The organism is uncultured Porphyromonas sp., from assembly GCF_905372525.1.
Taxonomy (GTDB): Bacteria; Bacteroidota; Bacteroidia; order Bacteroidales; family Porphyromonadaceae; genus Porphyromonas.
This window is the reverse complement of the sequence record NZ_CAJPPN010000001.1, coordinates 1-18,587: the sequence shown is the minus strand read 5'-3', so window position 1 is coordinate 18,587 and position 18,587 is coordinate 1. Positions and strand designations below refer to the sequence as shown.

14 protein-coding genes and 1 tRNA gene are annotated in these 18,587 nt (G+C 55.0%); 11 read left to right on the top strand and 4 right to left on the bottom strand.

Translation table 11 applies throughout. The features are described 5' to 3' along the window. The first annotated feature begins 602 nt into the window (after positions 1–602). Positions 603–1,193, top strand: coding sequence for a LemA family protein (locus QZ170_RS00075; RefSeq protein ID WP_297175775.1), 591 nt, complete (start codon positions 603–605; stop codon positions 1,191–1,193). Between the two features lie 59 nt (positions 1,194–1,252). Beyond that, positions 1,253–2,572: a TPM domain-containing protein gene (locus QZ170_RS00070; RefSeq protein ID WP_297175774.1), complete on the top strand. Its 1,320-nt coding sequence runs from the start codon at positions 1,253–1,255 to the stop codon at positions 2,570–2,572. Between the two features lie 136 nt (positions 2,573–2,708). Here QZ170_RS00070 and QZ170_RS00065 read toward each other — a convergent pair whose 3' ends face one another. The 4 genes from QZ170_RS00065 to QZ170_RS00050 are packed head-to-tail and all read right to left on the bottom strand — an operon-like array spanning position 2,709 to position 7,212. Continuing rightward, on the bottom strand, positions 2,709–3,335 hold the full coding sequence (locus QZ170_RS00065) for a 4'-phosphopantetheinyl transferase family protein (protein ID WP_297175773.1): 627 nt from the start codon (positions 3,333–3,335) through the stop codon (positions 2,709–2,711). Continuing rightward, positions 3,325–4,638: a gliding motility-associated protein GldE gene (gene gldE, locus QZ170_RS00060; protein WP_297175772.1), complete on the bottom strand. Its 1,314-nt coding sequence runs from the start codon at positions 4,636–4,638 to the stop codon at positions 3,325–3,327. Before gldE ends, QZ170_RS00065 begins: the two co-directional genes overlap by 11 nt. A gap of 12 nt (positions 4,639–4,650) precedes the next feature. Beyond that, on the bottom strand, positions 4,651–5,877 hold the full coding sequence (locus QZ170_RS00055) for a hypothetical protein (RefSeq protein ID WP_297175771.1): 1,227 nt from the start codon (positions 5,875–5,877) through the stop codon (positions 4,651–4,653). A 24-nt stretch (positions 5,878–5,901) separates the two neighbouring features. Continuing rightward, positions 5,902–7,212 carry a porin gene (locus QZ170_RS00050; RefSeq protein ID WP_297175770.1) on the bottom strand — a complete coding sequence of 437 codons (1,311 nt, stop codon included), beginning with the start codon at positions 7,210–7,212 and terminating at the stop codon, positions 5,902–5,904. Between the two features lie 606 nt (positions 7,213–7,818). On the opposite strand from QZ170_RS00050, the gene QZ170_RS00045 reads away from it, so the two are divergent. The 9 genes from QZ170_RS00045 to QZ170_RS00005 all read left to right on the top strand — a co-directional run bounded on the left by QZ170_RS00045 (position 7,819) and on the right by QZ170_RS00005 (position 18,380). Next, positions 7,819–9,792, top strand: a complete 1,974-nt coding sequence (locus tag QZ170_RS00045; protein WP_297175769.1) for a glycogen debranching enzyme N-terminal domain-containing protein — start codon at positions 7,819–7,821, stop codon at positions 9,790–9,792. After that, complete coding sequence (locus QZ170_RS00040) at positions 9,789–11,048, top strand: glycosyltransferase family 4 protein (protein WP_297175768.1); 1,260 nt, start codon at positions 9,789–9,791, stop codon at positions 11,046–11,048. Before QZ170_RS00045 ends, QZ170_RS00040 begins: the two co-directional genes overlap by 4 nt. Positions 11,049–11,077: 29 nt before the next feature. Beyond that, positions 11,078–12,379 (top strand): glycoside hydrolase family 57 protein, encoded by a 1,302-nt coding sequence (locus QZ170_RS00035; RefSeq protein ID WP_297175767.1) that lies wholly within the window; start codon positions 11,078–11,080, stop codon positions 12,377–12,379. 166 nt (positions 12,380–12,545) lie between these two features. Beyond that, on the top strand, positions 12,546–12,833 hold the full coding sequence (locus tag QZ170_RS00030) for a cupin domain-containing protein (RefSeq protein ID WP_297175766.1): 288 nt from the start codon (positions 12,546–12,548) through the stop codon (positions 12,831–12,833). A 14-nt stretch (positions 12,834–12,847) separates the two neighbouring features. Then, positions 12,848–14,557 carry a DUF438 domain-containing protein gene (locus QZ170_RS00025; RefSeq protein ID WP_297175765.1) on the top strand — a complete coding sequence of 570 codons (1,710 nt, stop codon included), beginning with the start codon at positions 12,848–12,850 and terminating at the stop codon, positions 14,555–14,557. 422 nt (positions 14,558–14,979) lie between these two features. Next, positions 14,980–15,052, top strand: a tRNA-Gly gene (locus QZ170_RS00020). Between the two features lie 80 nt (positions 15,053–15,132). After that, on the top strand, positions 15,133–15,810 hold the full coding sequence (locus QZ170_RS00015) for a MarC family protein (protein WP_297175764.1): 678 nt from the start codon (positions 15,133–15,135) through the stop codon (positions 15,808–15,810). A 54-nt stretch (positions 15,811–15,864) separates the two neighbouring features. Beyond that, on the top strand, positions 15,865–17,808 hold the full coding sequence (locus QZ170_RS00010) for an NAD(+) synthase (RefSeq protein WP_297175763.1): 1,944 nt from the start codon (positions 15,865–15,867) through the stop codon (positions 17,806–17,808). A 119-nt stretch (positions 17,809–17,927) separates the two neighbouring features. After that, a complete protein-coding gene (locus QZ170_RS00005) occupies positions 17,928–18,380 on the top strand; it encodes a copper resistance protein NlpE N-terminal domain-containing protein (protein WP_297175762.1) in 453 nt (150 codons plus the stop codon). Positions 18,381–18,587 lie beyond the last annotated feature (207 nt).

Genomic DNA, 18,587 nt, shown 5'->3' with positions numbered 1-18,587 from the left:
GTAAATCTCGTACCCCCCTACAATATCCTCTCTAAACACTCTAATGTACGCACACGCGCGAACCTATAAATATAGGGATGCGGAGAAACGCACATACACTAGGAGCTCTCCCCTCGGAGAGAAAGCACGATAATCCCGCCACCTAACAGCCTCTGTATCAAACGTGCCGAGAGCACCAAAACGAACATACCGAGAGCGCCTCTGCGCTCCTATAAAGAGCGTCCTCATCACCTATGTAAGGTGACGAGGACGCTCTTACCGAGAGCCCAATCGGGATGATTATAGGAGCGATATACCCCCATCGGAATAAGCCACACAAGGGGGGCTTCGGGATCCGCCACCAGACTCTTATGTCGGACAGGTCTCTGATAGCTCCCGCCCCTCCCAGCTCTAGGAGAGGGAGAAATCTATGCCTCTCTTATTCTCCAGCATCGGGGACGGAGGGAACACTAATCCCAGAAATAAGGTTAGTACTACATCCTAAGTAGGGTACATCCCTACCAAGGGAAGGTGGTCGTCACCATCGAGGATTTACGTATCTTAGCACCCGGCTTCGGCCTCTCCATAACGAATATGTATTACAATTAAAGAACAAAGACAACATGAAGCTTCCAAAGTGGGCTATCCCAGCAGGTATCGCAGTCATTATCCTACTATGGGGTATCACCCAATACAACGGCCTAGTAGGCATCCAGGAGAATGTGAACACCCAGTGGAGCCAGGTAGAGAACCAGTATCAGCGTCGTGCGGACCTCATCCCCAACCTCGTGAATGTCGTCAAGGGCTATGCCTCCCATGAGCGTGAGACCCTAGAGGGGGTGATCCAGGCTCGTAGCCGTGCCACTGCTACCACCATCGACGCAAACAACATGGACGAGGCCGCACTCCAGCGCTTCCAGCAGAGCCAGGATGCCCTATCCTCCGCCCTCTCTCGCCTCATGGTCGTCGTAGAGAAGTACCCCGAGCTCAAGGCCAACGAACAGTTCCAGAGCCTAATGGCACAGCTAGAGGGCACAGAGAATAGGATCGCTACGGCTCGTATGGACTTCAACAACGCGGCCAAGGAGTACAATACAAGGATCCGTAAGTTCCCCGCCTCCCTCATCGCAGGCGTCACGGGCTTCCGCACTCGCCCCTACTTCACTGCTCAGGCTGGTAGTGAGGTCGCTCCTACCGTGGACTTCTCCAAGTAACCAGAGTACGAGCTCTGCCCTAGGCTTAGCTAAGCACAGCCCCACATACAGATCAGCAAATGAAGCTACAGATGATGCACTGGCTCAGGCTCCTCGCCGTGACCCTAACGCTAGCCCTCCCCCTCGGGGTGAAGGCTCTTGCAGCAGGGAACACCTACACGCCAGAGACCGTACCGAACGTCTTCGCACAGGACAGCCTCCAGCTACTCACTGACCCTAGCGATCATATAGACGAGGCTTCACAAGCGAGGATCAATGAGCTCCTCCTACAGCTGAGGCTGAGTACTGGGGTGGAGTTCGCCGTCGTCGTACTTGACGATATCGAGGGAGATATAGAGAGCTTCTCCACCCAGCTCTTCCGGCTCTGGGGCATTGGCTCCAAGACGAGGAACGATGGGCTCCTGCTCGTCCTAGCCCTTGATCAGCGTAAGATGCGCTTCGAGGTCGGCTATGGACTCGAGGGCACACTACCCGATGCCGTCACCTCCCGCATCCAACGCCACGAGATGGTCCCGCTGATGAAGCAGGGTGACTACGCCGGGGCGATCATCGCAGGGATACAAGCCGTACAAGCACAGATCACTGGCGAAGGCTATACCTCCGATAGGCGCACAGCCCGAGGGGGAAGTAGGGATACGATCCCATCGACCTTCCTCCTCTTCTTCTACGCGATCTTCATCATCGCCACCACCTATAGTGCTGTGAGTTCTCTCCACGGGAGGATCAGACAGCTCCAGCTGGATGATGGAGTGCTACTGACCCAGCTGGGTGATATGCGCCGTACCTATAGCGTCTACAGTGTACTCATGGTGATCCTTTGCCCTCCTGTAGGTATTCTCTTTTGGCTATATGTACGTAGGACGATGAGCAGATTGGCTCACCGGGCACTCCGATGCCCTAAGTGCAAGCAGGAGACCCTGCATCTGCTCTCTCCTCAGGCGACTGCAGACCGCCTTACTCCTAGCCAGCTGCTAGAGGTGCGGCTACACTCCATGACCTACAGAGCCTGTGCCTGTACGAACTGTGACTACGAGCGGATCGTAGGCGAGGAGATCGCAGGTAATAAGTGGATGAGTTGTCACCGATGTGGTACACGGGCAGCCTCCATCGTGAGGCAGGAACATATCCGGAGCCCTCGTGGACAGCGCTACATACGCACCTACTACCACTGCCAGTACTGTGGTCATGACGACCACTATGACCGCAAAGATGACTCGGGGGATCGGGCTGCACTAGGGGCACTCATCCTCTCTGAGCTACTCAGTAGCAGTGGTCGCCGAGGTGGCGGTGGGTCTAGCTGGGGAGGCGGTGGAGGCTTCTCTGGAGGGAGCTTCGGAGGAGGTTCCTCTGGTGGAGGAGGCTCTACCAGTAGCTGGTAACCTACAGTGAACGAAACACAAAGGGGAAGCCCCCATAGCGAAGGACGCTCCGACAAGGAGCTATTCGCTATGGGGGCTTCCCCTTTGTCCCTTTGGGCTACTTGGTGCTAGGCCCGGTCTAACTCACGGCTCTAGTTCAAGACTCTATAGCCAACCGAGCCTCAAGGCAATAGCAGAGCACATAGTCCTCGTGGATCTCGTAGCTAAGGTGATAGATCCCTCGGGAAGGCTCTCCATAGCTAAAGAGCAGAGTACCTCGATACTCCCCCTCTAGCTGGACACCCACTAGCCGAAAGTCTAGGAGTGACTGGGAGGGTGACTGTAGCATCTTGAAGAGGGCTTCCTTGGCTGACCAAAGAAGGGTCAATGCCGTAAGCACCTCCGATACATAGGTAGACAACAGAGCACACTCTCCCTCATGGAGGTACTTCCCTTGCACCCGAAAGAGCTGGGGACGAAGCCTTTCGACATCGACACCGACAGCCCAGGGGCTTGGGGCAAGTAGGATAGACACCAAGCCCCGTGTATGGCTCACGCTAATACTTAGGTCGGGATAGGCAGGCAGATAGGGAGCCCCATTCGGTCTATGCTCTAGGACGGGAGGAGAGGAGGGCTCGAGAGCATACTGTAGTAGGTGGAGTGTGACCTCTCTCTGTAGCTCTAATGGAGCCTTTGCTCCTTCGTCTGCGGAGGAGCAAAGGTAAAGGGCTACCCCCTCGGGTAGCCCTCGTAGCTTCTTGATCACGCCGAGACTAGCTGACATGCGTCTCAGGGGATGAGGGTGGGATGATCTGCACCTCGGTGATGCGGAACTTCTCTAGGGAGACGACCTTGAAGCGCCAGCCTTCGACCTCCACTTCGTCCCCCTTGTGCGGGAGGTCTTGCTTCAGCTCCAGCACCAAGCCCCCGAGGGTATCGACTTGTTCCTCAGCCTTGCCAAAGGTACCCGCCTCTAGGTCTAGGGCACGTAGCACATCGGTCAGAGGTGTCCCCCCCTCGAAGAGGTAGCTCCCATCAGATAGACGCTTATAGGGGAGCTCCTCCTCGTCATATTCGTCCGTGATCTCTCCTACGATCTCCTCCAGCAGGTCTTCCATAGTCACGATACCACTAGTCCCACCGTATTCATCGACGACGACAGCGATATGCTTCTTGGTGCTACGAAACTCCTCTAGCAGGTCATCCAGAGGCTTATTCTCTGGGATAAAGTAGGCCTCGCGAATGAGCCCCCTCCAGTCGAAGTCTGCCTCCCGATCCTTGTAGGGGATGAGATCCTTTAGGTAGAGGATCCCCCGAATATTGTCCTCCGAGCCCTCATACACAGGGATACGAGAGTAACCGCTCTCGACCGCAAAGTGAAGCATACGATGGAAGCCCCACGAGATATCTATATCTGTCATATCGACGCGGGGCATCATGATCTCGGAGGCTGTCTTATGGTGGAAGTTGATGATCTCCTCAAAGAGCTCCTTCTCCTCAGGCTCATGTCCCTCGAGTAGATCGACCGCCTGCGAGAGCTCATCGACCGAGAGGTCGTACCTACGAGGCTGCATACGACGAGTCACCAGACTCGTCGTACGCATCAGGAAGCTGGAGAAGGGTGAGAGCAGTCGGGAGACCACACGCATCTTCGCCGAAGAGAAGCGGCTGAAGGACAGAGGATGTGCCTGTGCATACACCTTGGGGATAATCTCTCCAAAGAGTAACAGCAGGAGCGTCAGGATCACCGTCTGCACGATGAAGCCCAGCACAGGAGAGGCGGAGAAGTCAAAGATGAGCCCAAAGGCATAGCCCGTGAGGATGACGATGGCGACATTGACGAGGTTATTGCCGATGAGAATGGTAGCTAGGAGGCGCTCCGTATCCTTGAGCAGCTCTAGGAGGACGGGGTCAGCAGGGTCTTCCTCCTCCTTGATGGCATCAATGTCTGTAGGTGATAGCGAGAAGAAGGCGACTTCGGATGAGGACATGAAGCCCGAGACGACTAGGAGTAGCCCACTGATAAGGAGAGCGATCCAAGCCGAGAGGGCTATATCGGGGCGGATGATTTGGTTTAGTATATCCAAGTTAAGTTCTTATTAGTTTACACCCTCTAGCCTTCGTACGGCATTGTACCGCTCGCGGAGCTGGGCCTCGAGCTCACGGAGCTGAGTCTCTAGGAGGAGAATCTCCGTCTTGAGCGACTCACGCTCCTGCTCCGATGCGCTCTGCCAAGTGGCTCGAAGCTCGCGGAGATGCTCCCGACGCTCCTCTACCGACCTACGCTCGGTCTCAGCCACCCGGTAGACCTCGAGAGCCTCCTTGGAGGAGAAGTCCGACCAATGCCGATAGACACGACTCCCCTGGAGGAGGAAGTAAATCTCTCCCTCGTGCGACGTCCCCTTGGTCTGCTTGGCCACCACGCTACCCTTGTAGAGCAGGCCACGGAGGCTAGCCCTAGCCTGCATCGCCTCCTCACCGAGGCTATCGACCTCACTCTGGCTCTCCCCCGAGAGGAACGAAGGCTTACCGATGAAGCGGTAGAGGTGCACCGAGTCTGCAGGACAGAAGCGATCACTCACGAGCACCCCCCAGTCCTCACTCTCATGATAGGCGAGCAGATAATCATTGTAGGGGGAGTTATAGGGCATCCCCAGGAGCGTCGGCTCGAGGAAGCTCATCCCCTGTCCTGAGAGACGAGTCATATAGAGGTCATACCCCCCGAGACCCTGTGTGGTGCGCCGGCCATAGACCAGAGTGATCCCATCCTCAAGCAAGAAGGGATAGGCGAGCTCTGTACCTTCGCCTAGAGCTTTAGTACCTAGGGCTTGCTTCTCCCAATGATCCCCCACTGCAGAGAGCCATTCTAGTCCCGTGGAGGTGGGGCGGATCCAGTTGCGCCCTAGAGCATCTCGGTAGGAGGCCTGCCTCATCAGGCTATCTCCATCTAGGAGTCCCTCCTCGGGGCGTATCGTACCTCCAGCCTGCTCGAGATGCTCTAGCCAAGTCTGCTTCGCCACCACAATGCTATCGACGATCTGTAGTGACTCAGCTCGTGGATACATGCGCTCCGCACGGGCGATCATCGCCTGTAGCTGGCGGGCACTCTCGGGGATCGCCTGACGGCGCCGTTCTTGGGTCGTGATGTACTTCTCTATAGCGGTGCGTGCCGAGGCGAAACGGTATCCTTGGTAGGCCTCACGAGCCTCCCGCAGGAGAGTCTCTGAGGCAACTGGAGTCTTGGGCTTCACCTCCCGCCCCTCGGCGAGCGAGGGGGAGAGGAGGAGAAGCCCAAGGGTAAAGAGCAAACTTGGTCTATAGTGCATCTCTTGCAGATTGTTCGTGAGAGGTTAGAAGACGAGCTGGGCCCGTAGCTGTAGGGTATGTAGTCCTAGGGAGGAGGATCGGGGGGCTATAGGGACTAGCCGGCCACCGGCTGTAGCTCGGTTATTCATAGAGCGGTACGAGTAGTCTAGCCCGAGGAGAATGAGCTTATTAGGATACCAGTTCAGAGCAGCCAGCCCCTCTATCATCTCTCCGCCCTCCTTGGCATCCAGATAGCTCACCCGAGCCATGAGCTCGAGGTTTCCCCCTGGCTCGATCTGGTTAGCTGTGTTGCGGAAGGTAGCTGAGCCACGATTATAGGCACGCTGCTCCCCACGTAGCATATAGCTCGCGGTGAGGTAGCCTCCGAGGTAGGTGGTGTAGGTCTCAGGAGAGACGAAGAGCCCACGGCTGAGCGTCGACCCAGCAGGTATAGGCCCTCTGGCATGCCCAACATTGGTCATAAGGAACTCTCCTAGGGTGTAGAACTTGGTGTTGCGATAGGCCACCTCTGCACCGAAGAATTCGTAGCGCTGGACATTGGGGATAGCTGTCTGGATGAACCCATGCCTATCGACGGCCGAGGTCCCCTCAGCCGATAGGCTTAGCCCACCCGTCTCATCCAGAGTGCGCTCTGGAGCACGAGTGCTGGCTGATACGCCAAGATGGAGGACCTGATCCTCTGTATATATCGGGAGGTAGGCGAAGCGAGCGGCCACCCCATAGCCCTCATCGCTATGGTTAGCCTCAGCTAGAGTACCTCCGATCCCCCCTGCGGAGATACCTGCAGAGAGCCAATATTTGCCTCCCCACTGGGTCAGGCCGATGCCCATATGACGCACAAAAGGAGCGAGGAAGGAGATGGGGGCTGCCCCGGGCAGAGAATTATGCCGAGTAGCCGTATTGAGTCCTATACTGATCGGATCAAAGAAGTAACCTAAGGTGATATCCCCACGCTCCGAGTAGGAGTAGCTGACGTAGGCATCAGCCAGAGAAACCTTGTTCCCTGCAAAGTTCACATCGAAGCGTCCAGACCACTCCTTATACCTTGGGACGAGGGCGATACGAGCCTGGGAAATCGTTGTCCCAGAGGTCATCCTGAAGGGCTCATACTGACCCGACTGACCCGAGCCTACCTGCCATCGATACTGCCCCCTATCCACAGGGAGGAAGGCGGCAGACTCTAGCGTCAGCCGACCATCGACCGTCAGGCTCAGCTCCTCAGGTTGCCCAAGGCGCAGTCCTAGTCCCGTCTGAGCTCGGAGCTCTGGGGTCTCGGCGAAGGCGAGAAACCCAGTAAGGGTCAATGTACAGAGTAAGTGTAGTTTCTGTTGCATGAAGATGTTTGTCTAAGAGTAGTATCTATATTGATTGTTTTGTGTGCACAAAGATAACTTTTTCTCTTGCAGAATACCAGCCTCTTACACATCGTATCCTAGGGAGGAGAGGTATATAATGGGGGGATACCTCCCAAGATGTAGCCTCTCTGAGGTCCTAGTAGTACTATCCATGGGTACTAGACGCTATGCCAGAGGTAGGGCTGAGCCCTACGCCTAACCAACCGAAAGCACATAGCGGAGACGCTCAGCCTAAGGCCTGTGAACAGAGTAGGATGACACGGACTGAGGACTGAGGATTGAGCTCTGCTCTAGCCCTAGACAGAGAGCAAAGTATATGAGGAAGAGTAGGTGAGTAGGTGAGGAATACATGCATACGCTGAAGCTCTTGATAGGGGGGGATAAACGGAGCGATTTGGAGGTTTTGTATACAAGGTCTTGATTGTACCCTGCTAAATTGCTAACTTAGCGGACAAGTTAGGGGTGAGACCTTTCCCCACGAGGCCACACCCCTGATGCACCTAGTAGACAACTAACAGCTCAAACTCCTGCCACTACTCTACAGACAGTCCTTCTGCTAGAATGGGGCTCATATATTAGCAAAGCATGAGTTACCTCAAGTTTGACCGACGCCTCATGGCGAACCTCAATGAGTCCACCCAGCGAGAGTACATCCGAACCAATAGGAAGGGCGCCTACTGCTGCTCCAGCATCGTCGGCTGTAACACCCGCAAGTATCATGGTGTGCTCGTCGTACCGATCCCGACCCTTAGTCCCAACAACCATGTCCTACTCTCTAGCCTAGACCTCACGATCGTCCAGCATGGAGTCCCCTTCAATGTGGGGATACATGAGTACGAGGGAGATATCTTCTCGCCCAAAGGGCATAAGTACATACGTGAGTACAATGTAGATATCGCCTCCTCTATGACCTACCGTGTGGGTGGTGTCGTCCTGCGCAAAGAGTTCATCTTCTGTCACTACATCAATAGAGCCCTCCTACGCTATACACTCCTAGAGGCACATAGTCAGACCACACTGAGGCTCTCGCCCTTCCTCGCCTTTAGGGATGTGAAGATGCTTACCCATCGCAATGACCAGATCAACGAGTCCTATGAGGGGGTAGACTCTGGGGTTAGCTTCTGCCTCTATGAGGGCTATCCTAGGCTCTACATGCAACTCTCTAAGCCGAACCACTTCGTGAGCGACCCGGTGTGGAATGAGCGGATAGAATACACGAAAGAACGAGAGCGAGGATACGAGTACACCGAGGACCTCTACGTACCTGGATACTTCGAGGTAGATATTGCCCTGGGTGAGTCGGTCTACTTCGCCGCAGGACTGGAGGAAGTGAATCCGCAGGACATCGCAGCCCTCTTCGAGCAAGAGGTAGCGATACGTACCCCGAGGGAGGACTTTCGGAGCTGTCTGCTGAACTCTGCCCTACAGTTCTACTACCGCCCCGACGCCACTCGGGGGTACCTCCTAGCGGGCTACCCTTGGTTCGGAGTCCGTGCACGAGACCTGTTTATTGCCCTACCGGGGTGTACAATCTATGCCGATGCCCCAGAGCGGTTCTACCGTATCATGGATACAGTCATCCCGGACACCCGTGCCTTCATGGAGCAGGTGGGGGTATCCAAGGAGATCCAGGGGATCAATGAGCCAGACGTCGGCCTCTGGGCTATCTGGACCCTACAGCAGTACGCAAGCTACGCGGGTGTCGAGGATATGGTCAGCCGCTATGGGGACTTCTTGGATGAGATGGTACGATACTACCTACGTAATGTACATCCCAATCTGCGTATCGACGAGACAGGCCTCTGCTTCATCCTCGGTGACGGCAAGCCCCTCTCCTGGATGGATGCCAAGATAGGTGGGCAGGCTGTCATCCGCAGAGAGGGTTATCTCGTCGAGGTCAATGCTCTCTGGTACAATGCTCTCTGCTTCTATCGTGAGGTCATGCCCTCCAGGTGGGATGAGGGACTCGAGGAGCTGCTAGGCCGGGTGAAGGAGAGCTTCAACCAAGTCTTCGTCAACGAGCATGGGTACCTCTTTGACTACATCTCCCCACACGAACGTCAGGACTGGAGCGTGCGTCCCAACATGATCTTTGCCACTTCACTCCCCTACTCCCCACTCTCCAAACAACTACGTCGCTCCGTACTGAACTTCGTCACACGAGAGCTACGCACCCCTAAGGGGCTTCGCTCACTGAGCCCCAAGAGCTATGGCTACCAAGCCCAGTGTAATGGTACTCAGCTCCAGAGAGAGCGAGCCTACTACAATGGCTCTGTGTGGCCGTGGCTCCTAGGTCCGTACTTCGAGGCCTGCCTCAAGCTCTACGGGCTAGGAGCGATCTCCTTCATCCAGCGGACGCTCATCGGTATGGAGGAGGAGCTCCATGAGCATGGTATAGCGACCATCAGCGAACTCTTCGACGGGAACCCACCCTTCCAGGGTCGTGGTGCGATCTCCTTCGCCATGAGTGTCGGGGAGATCCTACGATCCCTCAAGCTCCTCGAGGACGCGAAAAAGAAATATGATACACAAACACTCCCGATAATAAGATACGAATGAAAGCATTAATGTTTGGATGGGAGTTCCCCCCCCACATACTAGGAGGCCTAGGTACAGCTAGCTATGGCTTGACCAAGGGTATGGCAGCCCAGGGAGACATGGAGATTACCTTCGTCATCCCCCGTCCCTCGGGTGATGAGGATACGAGCTTCCTACGTATCATCGGAGCAGGAGATACCCCCGTGGTCTATCGGGATGTAACCTACGAGCAGGTACGAGACCGCCTCGCTGGCAAGATGAGTCCAGAGCTCTACTTCCACCTGCGAGATCATATCTACGCGGACTTCTCCTACCTCGGGACAAACGACCTCGGGACAATAGAGTTCTCTGGGAAGTACCCCGACAACCTCCTCGAGGAGATCAATAACTACAGCATCGTAGCTGGGGTGATCGCACGGGCTGAACCCTGCGACATCATCCACTCCCACGACTGGCTGACCTATCCCGCCGGTATCCATGCCAAACAGGTGACGGGGAAGCCTCTAGTCGTGCATGTGCATGCCACAGACTTCGACCGCAGTAGGGGGAATGTCAATCCCACGGTCTTCGGCATCGAGATGGACGGGATGAACCAGGCCGATCACATCATCACCGTCAGCGACCTCACCCGCCGTACCGTGATCGAGAAGTATCATCAGGATCCAGCCAAGGTCACCACGGTACACAATGCCGTCTCTCCCCTCGATCCAGCCATCCTAGCCCTACCCGATAGGCGTGGGGTAAAGGACAAGGTCGTTACCTTCCTCGGGCGCATCACGATGCAGAAGGGGTGCGAATACTTCGTCGAGGCCGCTGCTAAGGTACTGGAGCGTACGGAGCATGTACGCTTCATCATGGCGGGCAGCGGGGATATGATGGATGCGATGATCCGCCTAGCAGCACAGCGCAACATCTCTGATCACTTCCACTTCACGGGCTTCATGAAGGGTCAACAGGTCTATGAAGTCTTCAAGTCCAGCGACGTCTACGTCATGCCCTCCGTCTCCGAGCCCTTCGGTATATCGCCCCTAGAGGCTATGCAATGTGGTGTCCCCTCCATCATCTCCTACCAGTCTGGTTGCGCTGAGATCCTCAACTATGCAGTGAAGGTAGACTACTGGGACATCGACGCTATGGCTGATGCCATCTATGCCCTCATTACCTATCCAGAGATGCACACCTTCCTCAAGGAAGAGGGACTCAAGGAGGTCAATAGCATCACTTGGGAGGCTGCTGGGCGCAAGGTACGTGCCATTTACGACCAATATGTACGCTAAGTCACAACTCCACTATACCCATACCCCACATGAAAAAGATCTGTCTTTGCTTCCAGATACATCAGCCCTATCGCCTGAGACGCTATCGCTTCTTCGACATCGGGAACTCGCACTACTACTCAGATGACTACCTGAATGAAGAGGTCTTCGAGCGTATCGCTGACACTTGCTATCTACCCGCTAACCGGATGCTACTTGAGCTCCTAAAGGCCTACCCTGAGTTCTCCGTCAGCTTCTCTATCTCAGGGCTGGCCATCGAGCAGATGGAGTACTACAAGCCCGAGCTCATAGAGAGCTTTAGGGAGCTCGCAGCTACAGGACGAGTAGAGTTCCTGGCGGAGAGCTACGCTCACTCGATCTCCTCGCTCTACGACAACGTAGAGTTCCGCAATCAGATACGGATGCAGCAGACTAAGCTACGAGAGCTCTTCGGGATTAAGCCCTCTCGGGTCTTCTGCAACACCGAGCTCATCTACTCAGATGAGATCGCGGTAGAGCTATCTGCCCTCGGCTATGAGGGGATCATCACAGAGGGAGCCAAACACATCCTAGGGTGGAAGAGTCCTAACTACCTCTACTCCTCCATCATCAACCCCAAGACTCGCCTCATCCTACGCAATGCAGGTCTCTCTGAGCTGATTACGACGCACTTCTCCAACTACTCCTCAGCTGAGTATCCAGTCACTGCAGACAAGCTCCTAGAGCGCGTGAAGTGGCTGCCTGAGGGAGAGGACTTCGTCTGCCTCTATATGAACTATGAGGTACTCGGGGTGATGAACCGCCCTGAGACGGGTATCTTTGAGTTCTTCCGTGCCCTCCCTGCCCTAGCGAGCGACTACGGAGTGTCCTTTACCACTCCATCTGGGATCCTTGACGAGTCCAAGAGCGTCGGTACACTCTCTGTAGCCTACCCCATCAGCTGGGACGGGGAAGAGAAGAGTACGAACGCCTGGAATGGCAACATCCTACAGCAGGGAGTCATCGAGAAGCTACGGGCCTGGGGCGAACGAGTCCATGCCCTAGAGGATCGGCGCCTCCTACAGGACTGGCTCTACCTGCAGAGTGCCGATCACTTCTACTACATGAATACGGTCAACTGGGGGGGGCATCCATTCAGCCCGTACAACTCGCCCTATGATGCCTTCAACAACTATATGAACGTCCTGAGCGACCTCCTGCTACGTGTAGAGGAACAGGCTCCTAGCAGCATCGAGACCGAGGAGCTGAACTCCTACCAGCAGACCATCCATGCTCAGGATGAGCAGATCACCCGGCTGGAGAATGAAGTCCACCAGCTGCGGAGACAACTCTCTAGCCTCACAGAGGCATGAGAGATAGAGCCCCGAGGGTGAACGATTAGCCTTGAGGGGTTGTTCTGAAGTAGGGTGCCCCCAGTGAGCAAGAGGGCACATAGGGGCGAGGGATGGCTTCCCGTCCACCCTCCGCCTCCGTAGAGATAGCCACGCTCAGCATACAAACATCAAGTAGATACACCTTATGATAGGAACAGAGATTAAGGAATTCGGTCACGTCCTAGAGCTAGAGGAGCTCTCTGTCGTACATGTAGACCTCCCTCGGGGAAAGAAAGTACGACCTCATGACCACATCGGGCAGGAGATCTTCTTCTGCGTGGTGAAGGGCGAGGTCATCACCACCCTAGATGGGATCGAGACACACAAGCTTACGCCCGGTGTCCTCCTCCGCTTCCCAGGGGAAGCGATGATCGGTATCGAGGCTATCGTGGATAGCGAATTCTACGTCTATCTAATCAACCGAAGAAACTAAGCAGAATACACCAAATGGAAATGCAGAAACACCTTCCCCAGGTGGACATGGATAAGCTACGTATCGTCCTCGATACGAAAGAACGCTATATGAACGGGGAGCTCTCCCTAGAAGATGCTCGTGCCATCCTCAGAGAGAAGGTCAAGACCCTCCGCCCCTATGAGATCGCCCTCGCAGAGCAGGAGCTCAAGACCTTCCAGGACGATGAGTGTCGCAAGGAGGATATCCAGCAGATGATGACCCTCTTCCAGGATGTAATGGATACCAGTCGTCCTGACCTCCCCCCCGATCACCCGATCATGTGCTACATCAGAGAGAATGATGCTATGCGTGAGCTCCTCAAGCAGGTAGAGGAGCTAGCACAGTATCCCGTGATCAAGAACCAGTGGCTTGCCCTCTATGACGAGCTCCATAAGTTCCGCCTTCACCTCTCCCGCAAGCAGAACCAGCTCTACTCCATCCTAGAGCGAAAGGGCTTTGACCGTCCGACGACGACGATGTGGCTCCTAGATGACTTCATCCGTGATGAGATCAGCGATGCCCGTCGCCTGATCGAGCAGGACAAGGATGAAGAGTTCATCAAGATGCAGAAGATGATCGTCGAGGATGTACTCGACCTGATGCAGAAGGAGGAGACCGTCCTCTACCCAACCTCTCTCGCCATGATCCGCCCTAACGAGTTCGAGGCAATGAAGGCTGGAGACCGGGAGATCGGCTATGCCTGGATACGCGTCGGGAAGGCAAAGAAGGAGCAAGAGGAGCCAGTAGCCCCAGCATCCGGAGGCTCAGCTATGACAGCTGGCTTCGCAGGAGAGCTCGCAGCACTCCTCGGGAAGTACTTCAGTGCAGGAGGGACAGACCCTAATGGGCTGCTAGATGTCGCACAGGGGAAGATGACCCTCGAGCAGATCAATCTTGTCTACAAGCACCTCCCCGTAGACCTCTCCTACGTAGATGAAAGCGAGATCGTACGCTTCTACTCCGACACCGACCACCGAGTCTTCCCACGAAGCCAGAACGTCATCGGGCGTGATGTGAAGAACTGCCACCCTCGTACTAGTGTCCACCTCGTAGAGGAGATCATCGAAAAGTTCCGCAACGGAGAGGAGGACGAGGTTGACTTCTGGATCAATAAGCCCAATCTCTTCATCTATATCACCTACGTCGCTGTCCGTGATGAGCAGGGTCGGTTCCGTGGTGTGCTGGAGATGATGCAGGACTGCACACGCATCCGTAGCCTCGAGGGCTCACGCACCCTACTCTCCTGGGATAAGAGCAACAAGGCAGCCGACAAGCATGCCTCTGCTGACCAAGCTGCCAATTCCTACGCTCCCTCCACACCCAGCACACCCACACAGGATACCCCAGCACCACAAGCACCTCAGCCTGCCCAGCCCAAGGAAGAGGACGATGATGATGACTATGTCTCCTGCTCGTGCATGAAGAAACCAGCTCAGGCACCAGCCGAAGAGCCTGAGGAGGCTCCCGCCACGGAGATCGCCGAGTACAACGGAGATACACGTCTCAAGCACCTACTAGACGTCTACCCCTGGCTCAAGGCCGAGTTACCCAAGATTAACCCAGCCTTCAAGATGCTCTCCACTCCTCTGGCACGCATCATGATCCCCCGTGCGACCATCTCGATGATGAGTGAACGCAGTGGGATGCCTATCCCTGAGCTCATAGCAGCGATCAAGGAGCGCATCGCAGCGCACAAGGAATAAGCCTGCGGTGCCCATAGGGCTCATACCGGACTCAGATCCCTCTACTCCTAGATTTGATGGAGTGGAGGGATCTTTTTATAGTCCCTAAGAAGCGAAGAAGCCTCCTGGAAAGAATCTCATGGGGGGCGGGGGAAAAGTTTTCTACAAGTTTTCTGCACTCTATCGGGACGGTATAAAGACTATATTCCACACCTACCTATCGACTCTCTCGGTCTAGCATCTATCCCATACTGTATATTTACACAGAGCAATTTACGATGGGATTGAGCTCTCTGATGACAGGCCGAGGGCCTGGTCTCAGCTGGTCTCAAACGGAGGTATAGGGAGTAAATGATTGAGGTGTATAGCCTAATCCTCTTGTGGCAATAAAAACTTCTTATTACCTTTGCGCCAGCGAAACCCCAAGAGGGGGATCCAAGACCGCGGTAGTAGCTCAGTTGGTAGAGCATCAGCTTCCCAAGCTGAGGGTCACGAGTTCGAGCCTCGCCTACCGCTCTCTTAGCGGGGGTATCCTTCATCGAGGGATACCCCCGTTTAGGTTATAAATACATTACTACTACATAAGACATATCACTATGATCGCTACACTACTCAGTACGAGCCTCGGGGAGTTCTTTGGCTCACTAGGGCATGAACTCACCTCCTTCAGCCTAGACCAAGTATACAAGTCCTTCCTCACACTCTTCGTCACCATTGACATCATCGGAGCCATCCCGATCATCCTATCGTTAAAGTCCAAGGGGCAGGTCTATCAGGCCTCCCAGGTAGGGATCTATTCGGGGGTTATCCTCATCGCTTTCCTACTGGCTGGTGAGCCTCTCCTTGGATCCTTTGGGGCAGACATATCTACCTTTGGTGTAGCTGGGGGGATTGTGCTCTTCGTCATGGCAGTAGAGATGATCTTTGGCATCGAGATCTTCAAGTCCGAAGACTCTAGTGGCAACTCTACGTTCGTCCCCTTGGTCTTCCCCCTCTTCGCTGGGGCAGCCTCCTTCACGACGCTCCTGACCCTACGTGCAGACGGTATGGCGATGATCAACCTAGCCATAAGTATCATCCTCAACATGGTGATCGTCTATCTCGTCCTCCGCTATGTATCCATCCTTGACCGCCTGCTTGGAGCTAACGGGGTATATATCCTGAGGAAGTTCTTCGGCGTAGTACTCCTCGCCATCTCTGTCAAGTTCATCACCAAGAACCTCATCGACGTGATCGCTATGGTGCAGCAGGGGGTCGCTAATCACGCAGGATAGTCTCCCGGAGCGTAAGGGTGCGACTATACATTTACTAGAATAAGAAACAACTATATGAAACATGGCTTTGTCAAGGTGGCGGCCGCCGTCCCCTTCGTCCGAGTAGCGGACTGTATATACAATATCGAGCGCATAGAAGCTATGGTCCTCGAGGCCGAGTCCAAGGGGGTAGAGATCATTACCTTCCCTGAGCTATGTATCACAGGCTACACCTGTGGCGATCTCTTCCTCCAACCCTTCCTCATCGAACAGGCTCAGCAGGCACTCCTTCGGCTCGCAGAGCGTACAGCGCACACCTCGGTACTGATCATCGTCGGGATGCCCATCCTCATTGAGTCTCAGCTCTTCAATGCTGCCGTGGCTCTACAGTCCGGGGTGATCCTCGGAGCGATACCGAAGACCTACCTACCGAATTATCGGGAGTTCCAGGAGGCACGCTGGTTCGCACCTGCCCGGGATCTACAGCTAGCCACGGCACATATCGGGGGCTTCGATGTACCCATCGGACACAATGTACTCTTCCGCTCGGGGGAGGTCGCTATAGGGATCGAGATCTGCGAAGATATGTGGACACCCTATACCCCTGGTACCCGACTCGCTCTCTATGGGGCTCAGATCATCTTCAACCTCTCAGCCAGCAACGAGCTAGCGGGCAAGAATACCTACTTACGCTCGCTCATCTGTGGACTCTCCTCCCAGAACCTCTGCGCCTACGTCTACTCCTCGGCTGGATATGGCGAGAGTACGACGGACGCAGTCTTCGCTGGCAAGGCCTTCATTGCCGAGGTAGGTAAGATCCTAGAGGAGACACCTCGCTTCGTCCATGAGGAGCGTATGATCATCAGCGACATCGATGTCAGCCGCATCGACTATGATCGTATGAGCACCAATAGCTTCAACGAGTCCGTTACCGATCATACCGAGCGAGGGAAGCTCATGGAGATCCCCTTCGAGCTGCGGAGTCTGGAGTGCTCGCATGATGTCGATCGGCATATCGAGCAGAACCCATTCTTCCCCCAGAATGGGACGGAGGGGGAGCGAGCCGAGGAGATGTTCGACATACAGACATGCGCTCTGGCTCAGCGTCTACAGTTCGTCGGTGCACGTCATGCCGTGATCGGGATCTCGGGTGGACTAGACTCCACACTGGCGCTCCTCGTCGCTGTGGCCGCATTTGACTTCCTCGGGATCCCTAGGCTGGGGATCATCGCCGTCACCATGCCCGGCCTCGGGACGAGCCAGCGCACCAAGAGCAATGCACTACAGCTCATGGAGCACCTAGGCGTGACCTCTCGTACCATCGACATCACAGAGGCCTGCCTACAGCACTTCGCAGCTATCGGGCACGACCCACAGGTACAGGACGTAGTCTACGAGAATACTCAGGCGAGAGAGCGGACACAGATCCTCATGGATCTAGCCAATAAGCACAATGCTCTCGTCATAGGTACGGGTGACCTCTCGGAGCTGGCGCTCGGGTGGTGCACCTTCAACGGGGATCATATGTCCATGTATTCGGTCAATGCTGGTGTCCCCAAGACAGCGATACAGATCATCGTCACTCATCTAGCTCAGACCCGACGCTTCGGCGAGAAGCTCTCCGAGGTGCTCCAGGCGGTCGTTGACACCCCGATTTCACCCGAGCTCAAGCCCACAGATAGTGCAGGAGATATTGAGCAGAAGACAGAGGATCTCGTAGGACCCTATCGGATCCATGACTTCTTCCTCTATAACTTCCTCGGCTATGGCTATACCCCGAGCAAGATCTTCTATCTGGCTCGAGTAGCCTTCAGGGACGAATACAGTCCAGAGACAATCCGACACTGGCTGAAGGTCTTCTACCGGCGCTTCTTCTCCCAGCAGTACAAGCGCAACTGTCTACCTGATGGGCCTAAGGTAAGCCGAGTAAGTCTCTCTCCTCGGGGAGACTGGCGTATGCCAAGCGACGTATCGTCACGAGCTTGGCTAGAGGAAATCGATCGTCTACCCATCGACTAAGGGTACGCTTGTATCTGTGTATCGATATTTTTAGTACGTTTGTATCCGAATTCGTCCACATAGACGTTCTGTCACAGGACAATCTTCTGTAGACGTCTTCCTTTAGACAAATAAAGATTATGAAGAAAGTATTTGTTTCTTTCGCCTTTATGGCGCTCGCCCTCGCTTCTTGCCAGGGTAAGACCGACGCTTCCTCTACGGATAGCGCCGCTATGGACAGCACAATGACCGCAGCCGTTCAGCCCGCAGCTGAGCAGGCTAACGGCGACGTAGTAGGCACCTACGAAGGTGTACTCCCTGGCGCTGATGGATCTGTCACCACGAAGATCACGCTCAACGCTGATGGCACCTACAGCAAGCACGAAGAGTTCTCTAAGGCTGGTGTAGAACCAATGGATGAGAACGGCACCTACAAGTATGAGGCTAATGGACTCGTGACTCTCATCACGCCATCCTCTAACCTCGAGACCTACTACAAGGCTGCTGCTGGTACGCTCACGCTGCTAGACCAGACGACTAAGGAGCTACCTACTGGCGAGCTAGCCGCTCAGTATGTCCTCAACAAGAAGTAAGTCAATCCATCACCTCTAAGGACCCCGTACATGGGGATACCTCATCGAGAGGCTATTCTATCCGATACATATCGGTAGGATAGCCTCTCCTCTCTTATATCCCTAACCTCAGTCACTCAGATGAGACTCAGAGCATAAAGCTCTGGATATACGACACGGGACACACCCGGGAGATACGATAGGAGGAGGGGAGGAGGGGAGGAGACG

Excerpts from the sequence above, each read along its gene's own strand:
- QZ170_RS00075 (WP_297175775.1), top strand. The coding sequence starts at position 603 with ATGAAGCTTCCAAAGTGGGCTATCCCAGCAGGTATCGCAGTCATTATC.
- QZ170_RS00070 (WP_297175774.1), top strand. The coding sequence starts at position 1,253 with ATGAAGCTACAGATGATGCACTGGCTCAGGCTCCTCGCCGTGACCCTA.
- QZ170_RS00065 (WP_297175773.1), bottom strand. The coding sequence starts at position 3,335 with ATGTCAGCTAGTCTCGGCGTGATCAAGAAGCTACGAGGGCTACCCGAG.
- QZ170_RS00055 (WP_297175771.1), bottom strand. The coding sequence starts at position 5,877 with ATGCACTATAGACCAAGTTTGCTCTTTACCCTTGGGCTTCTCCTCCTC.
- QZ170_RS00050 (WP_297175770.1), bottom strand. The coding sequence starts at position 7,212 with ATGCAACAGAAACTACACTTACTCTGTACATTGACCCTTACTGGGTTT.
- QZ170_RS00045 (WP_297175769.1), top strand. The coding sequence starts at position 7,819 with ATGAGTTACCTCAAGTTTGACCGACGCCTCATGGCGAACCTCAATGAG.
- QZ170_RS00040 (WP_297175768.1), top strand. The coding sequence starts at position 9,789 with ATGAAAGCATTAATGTTTGGATGGGAGTTCCCCCCCCACATACTAGGA.
- QZ170_RS00035 (WP_297175767.1), top strand. The coding sequence starts at position 11,078 with ATGAAAAAGATCTGTCTTTGCTTCCAGATACATCAGCCCTATCGCCTG.
- QZ170_RS00030 (WP_297175766.1), top strand. The coding sequence starts at position 12,546 with ATGATAGGAACAGAGATTAAGGAATTCGGTCACGTCCTAGAGCTAGAG.
- QZ170_RS00025 (WP_297175765.1), top strand. The coding sequence starts at position 12,848 with ATGGAAATGCAGAAACACCTTCCCCAGGTGGACATGGATAAGCTACGT.
- QZ170_RS00015 (WP_297175764.1), top strand. The coding sequence starts at position 15,133 with ATGATCGCTACACTACTCAGTACGAGCCTCGGGGAGTTCTTTGGCTCA.
- QZ170_RS00010 (WP_297175763.1), top strand. The coding sequence starts at position 15,865 with ATGAAACATGGCTTTGTCAAGGTGGCGGCCGCCGTCCCCTTCGTCCGA.
- QZ170_RS00005 (WP_297175762.1), top strand. The coding sequence starts at position 17,928 with ATGAAGAAAGTATTTGTTTCTTTCGCCTTTATGGCGCTCGCCCTCGCT.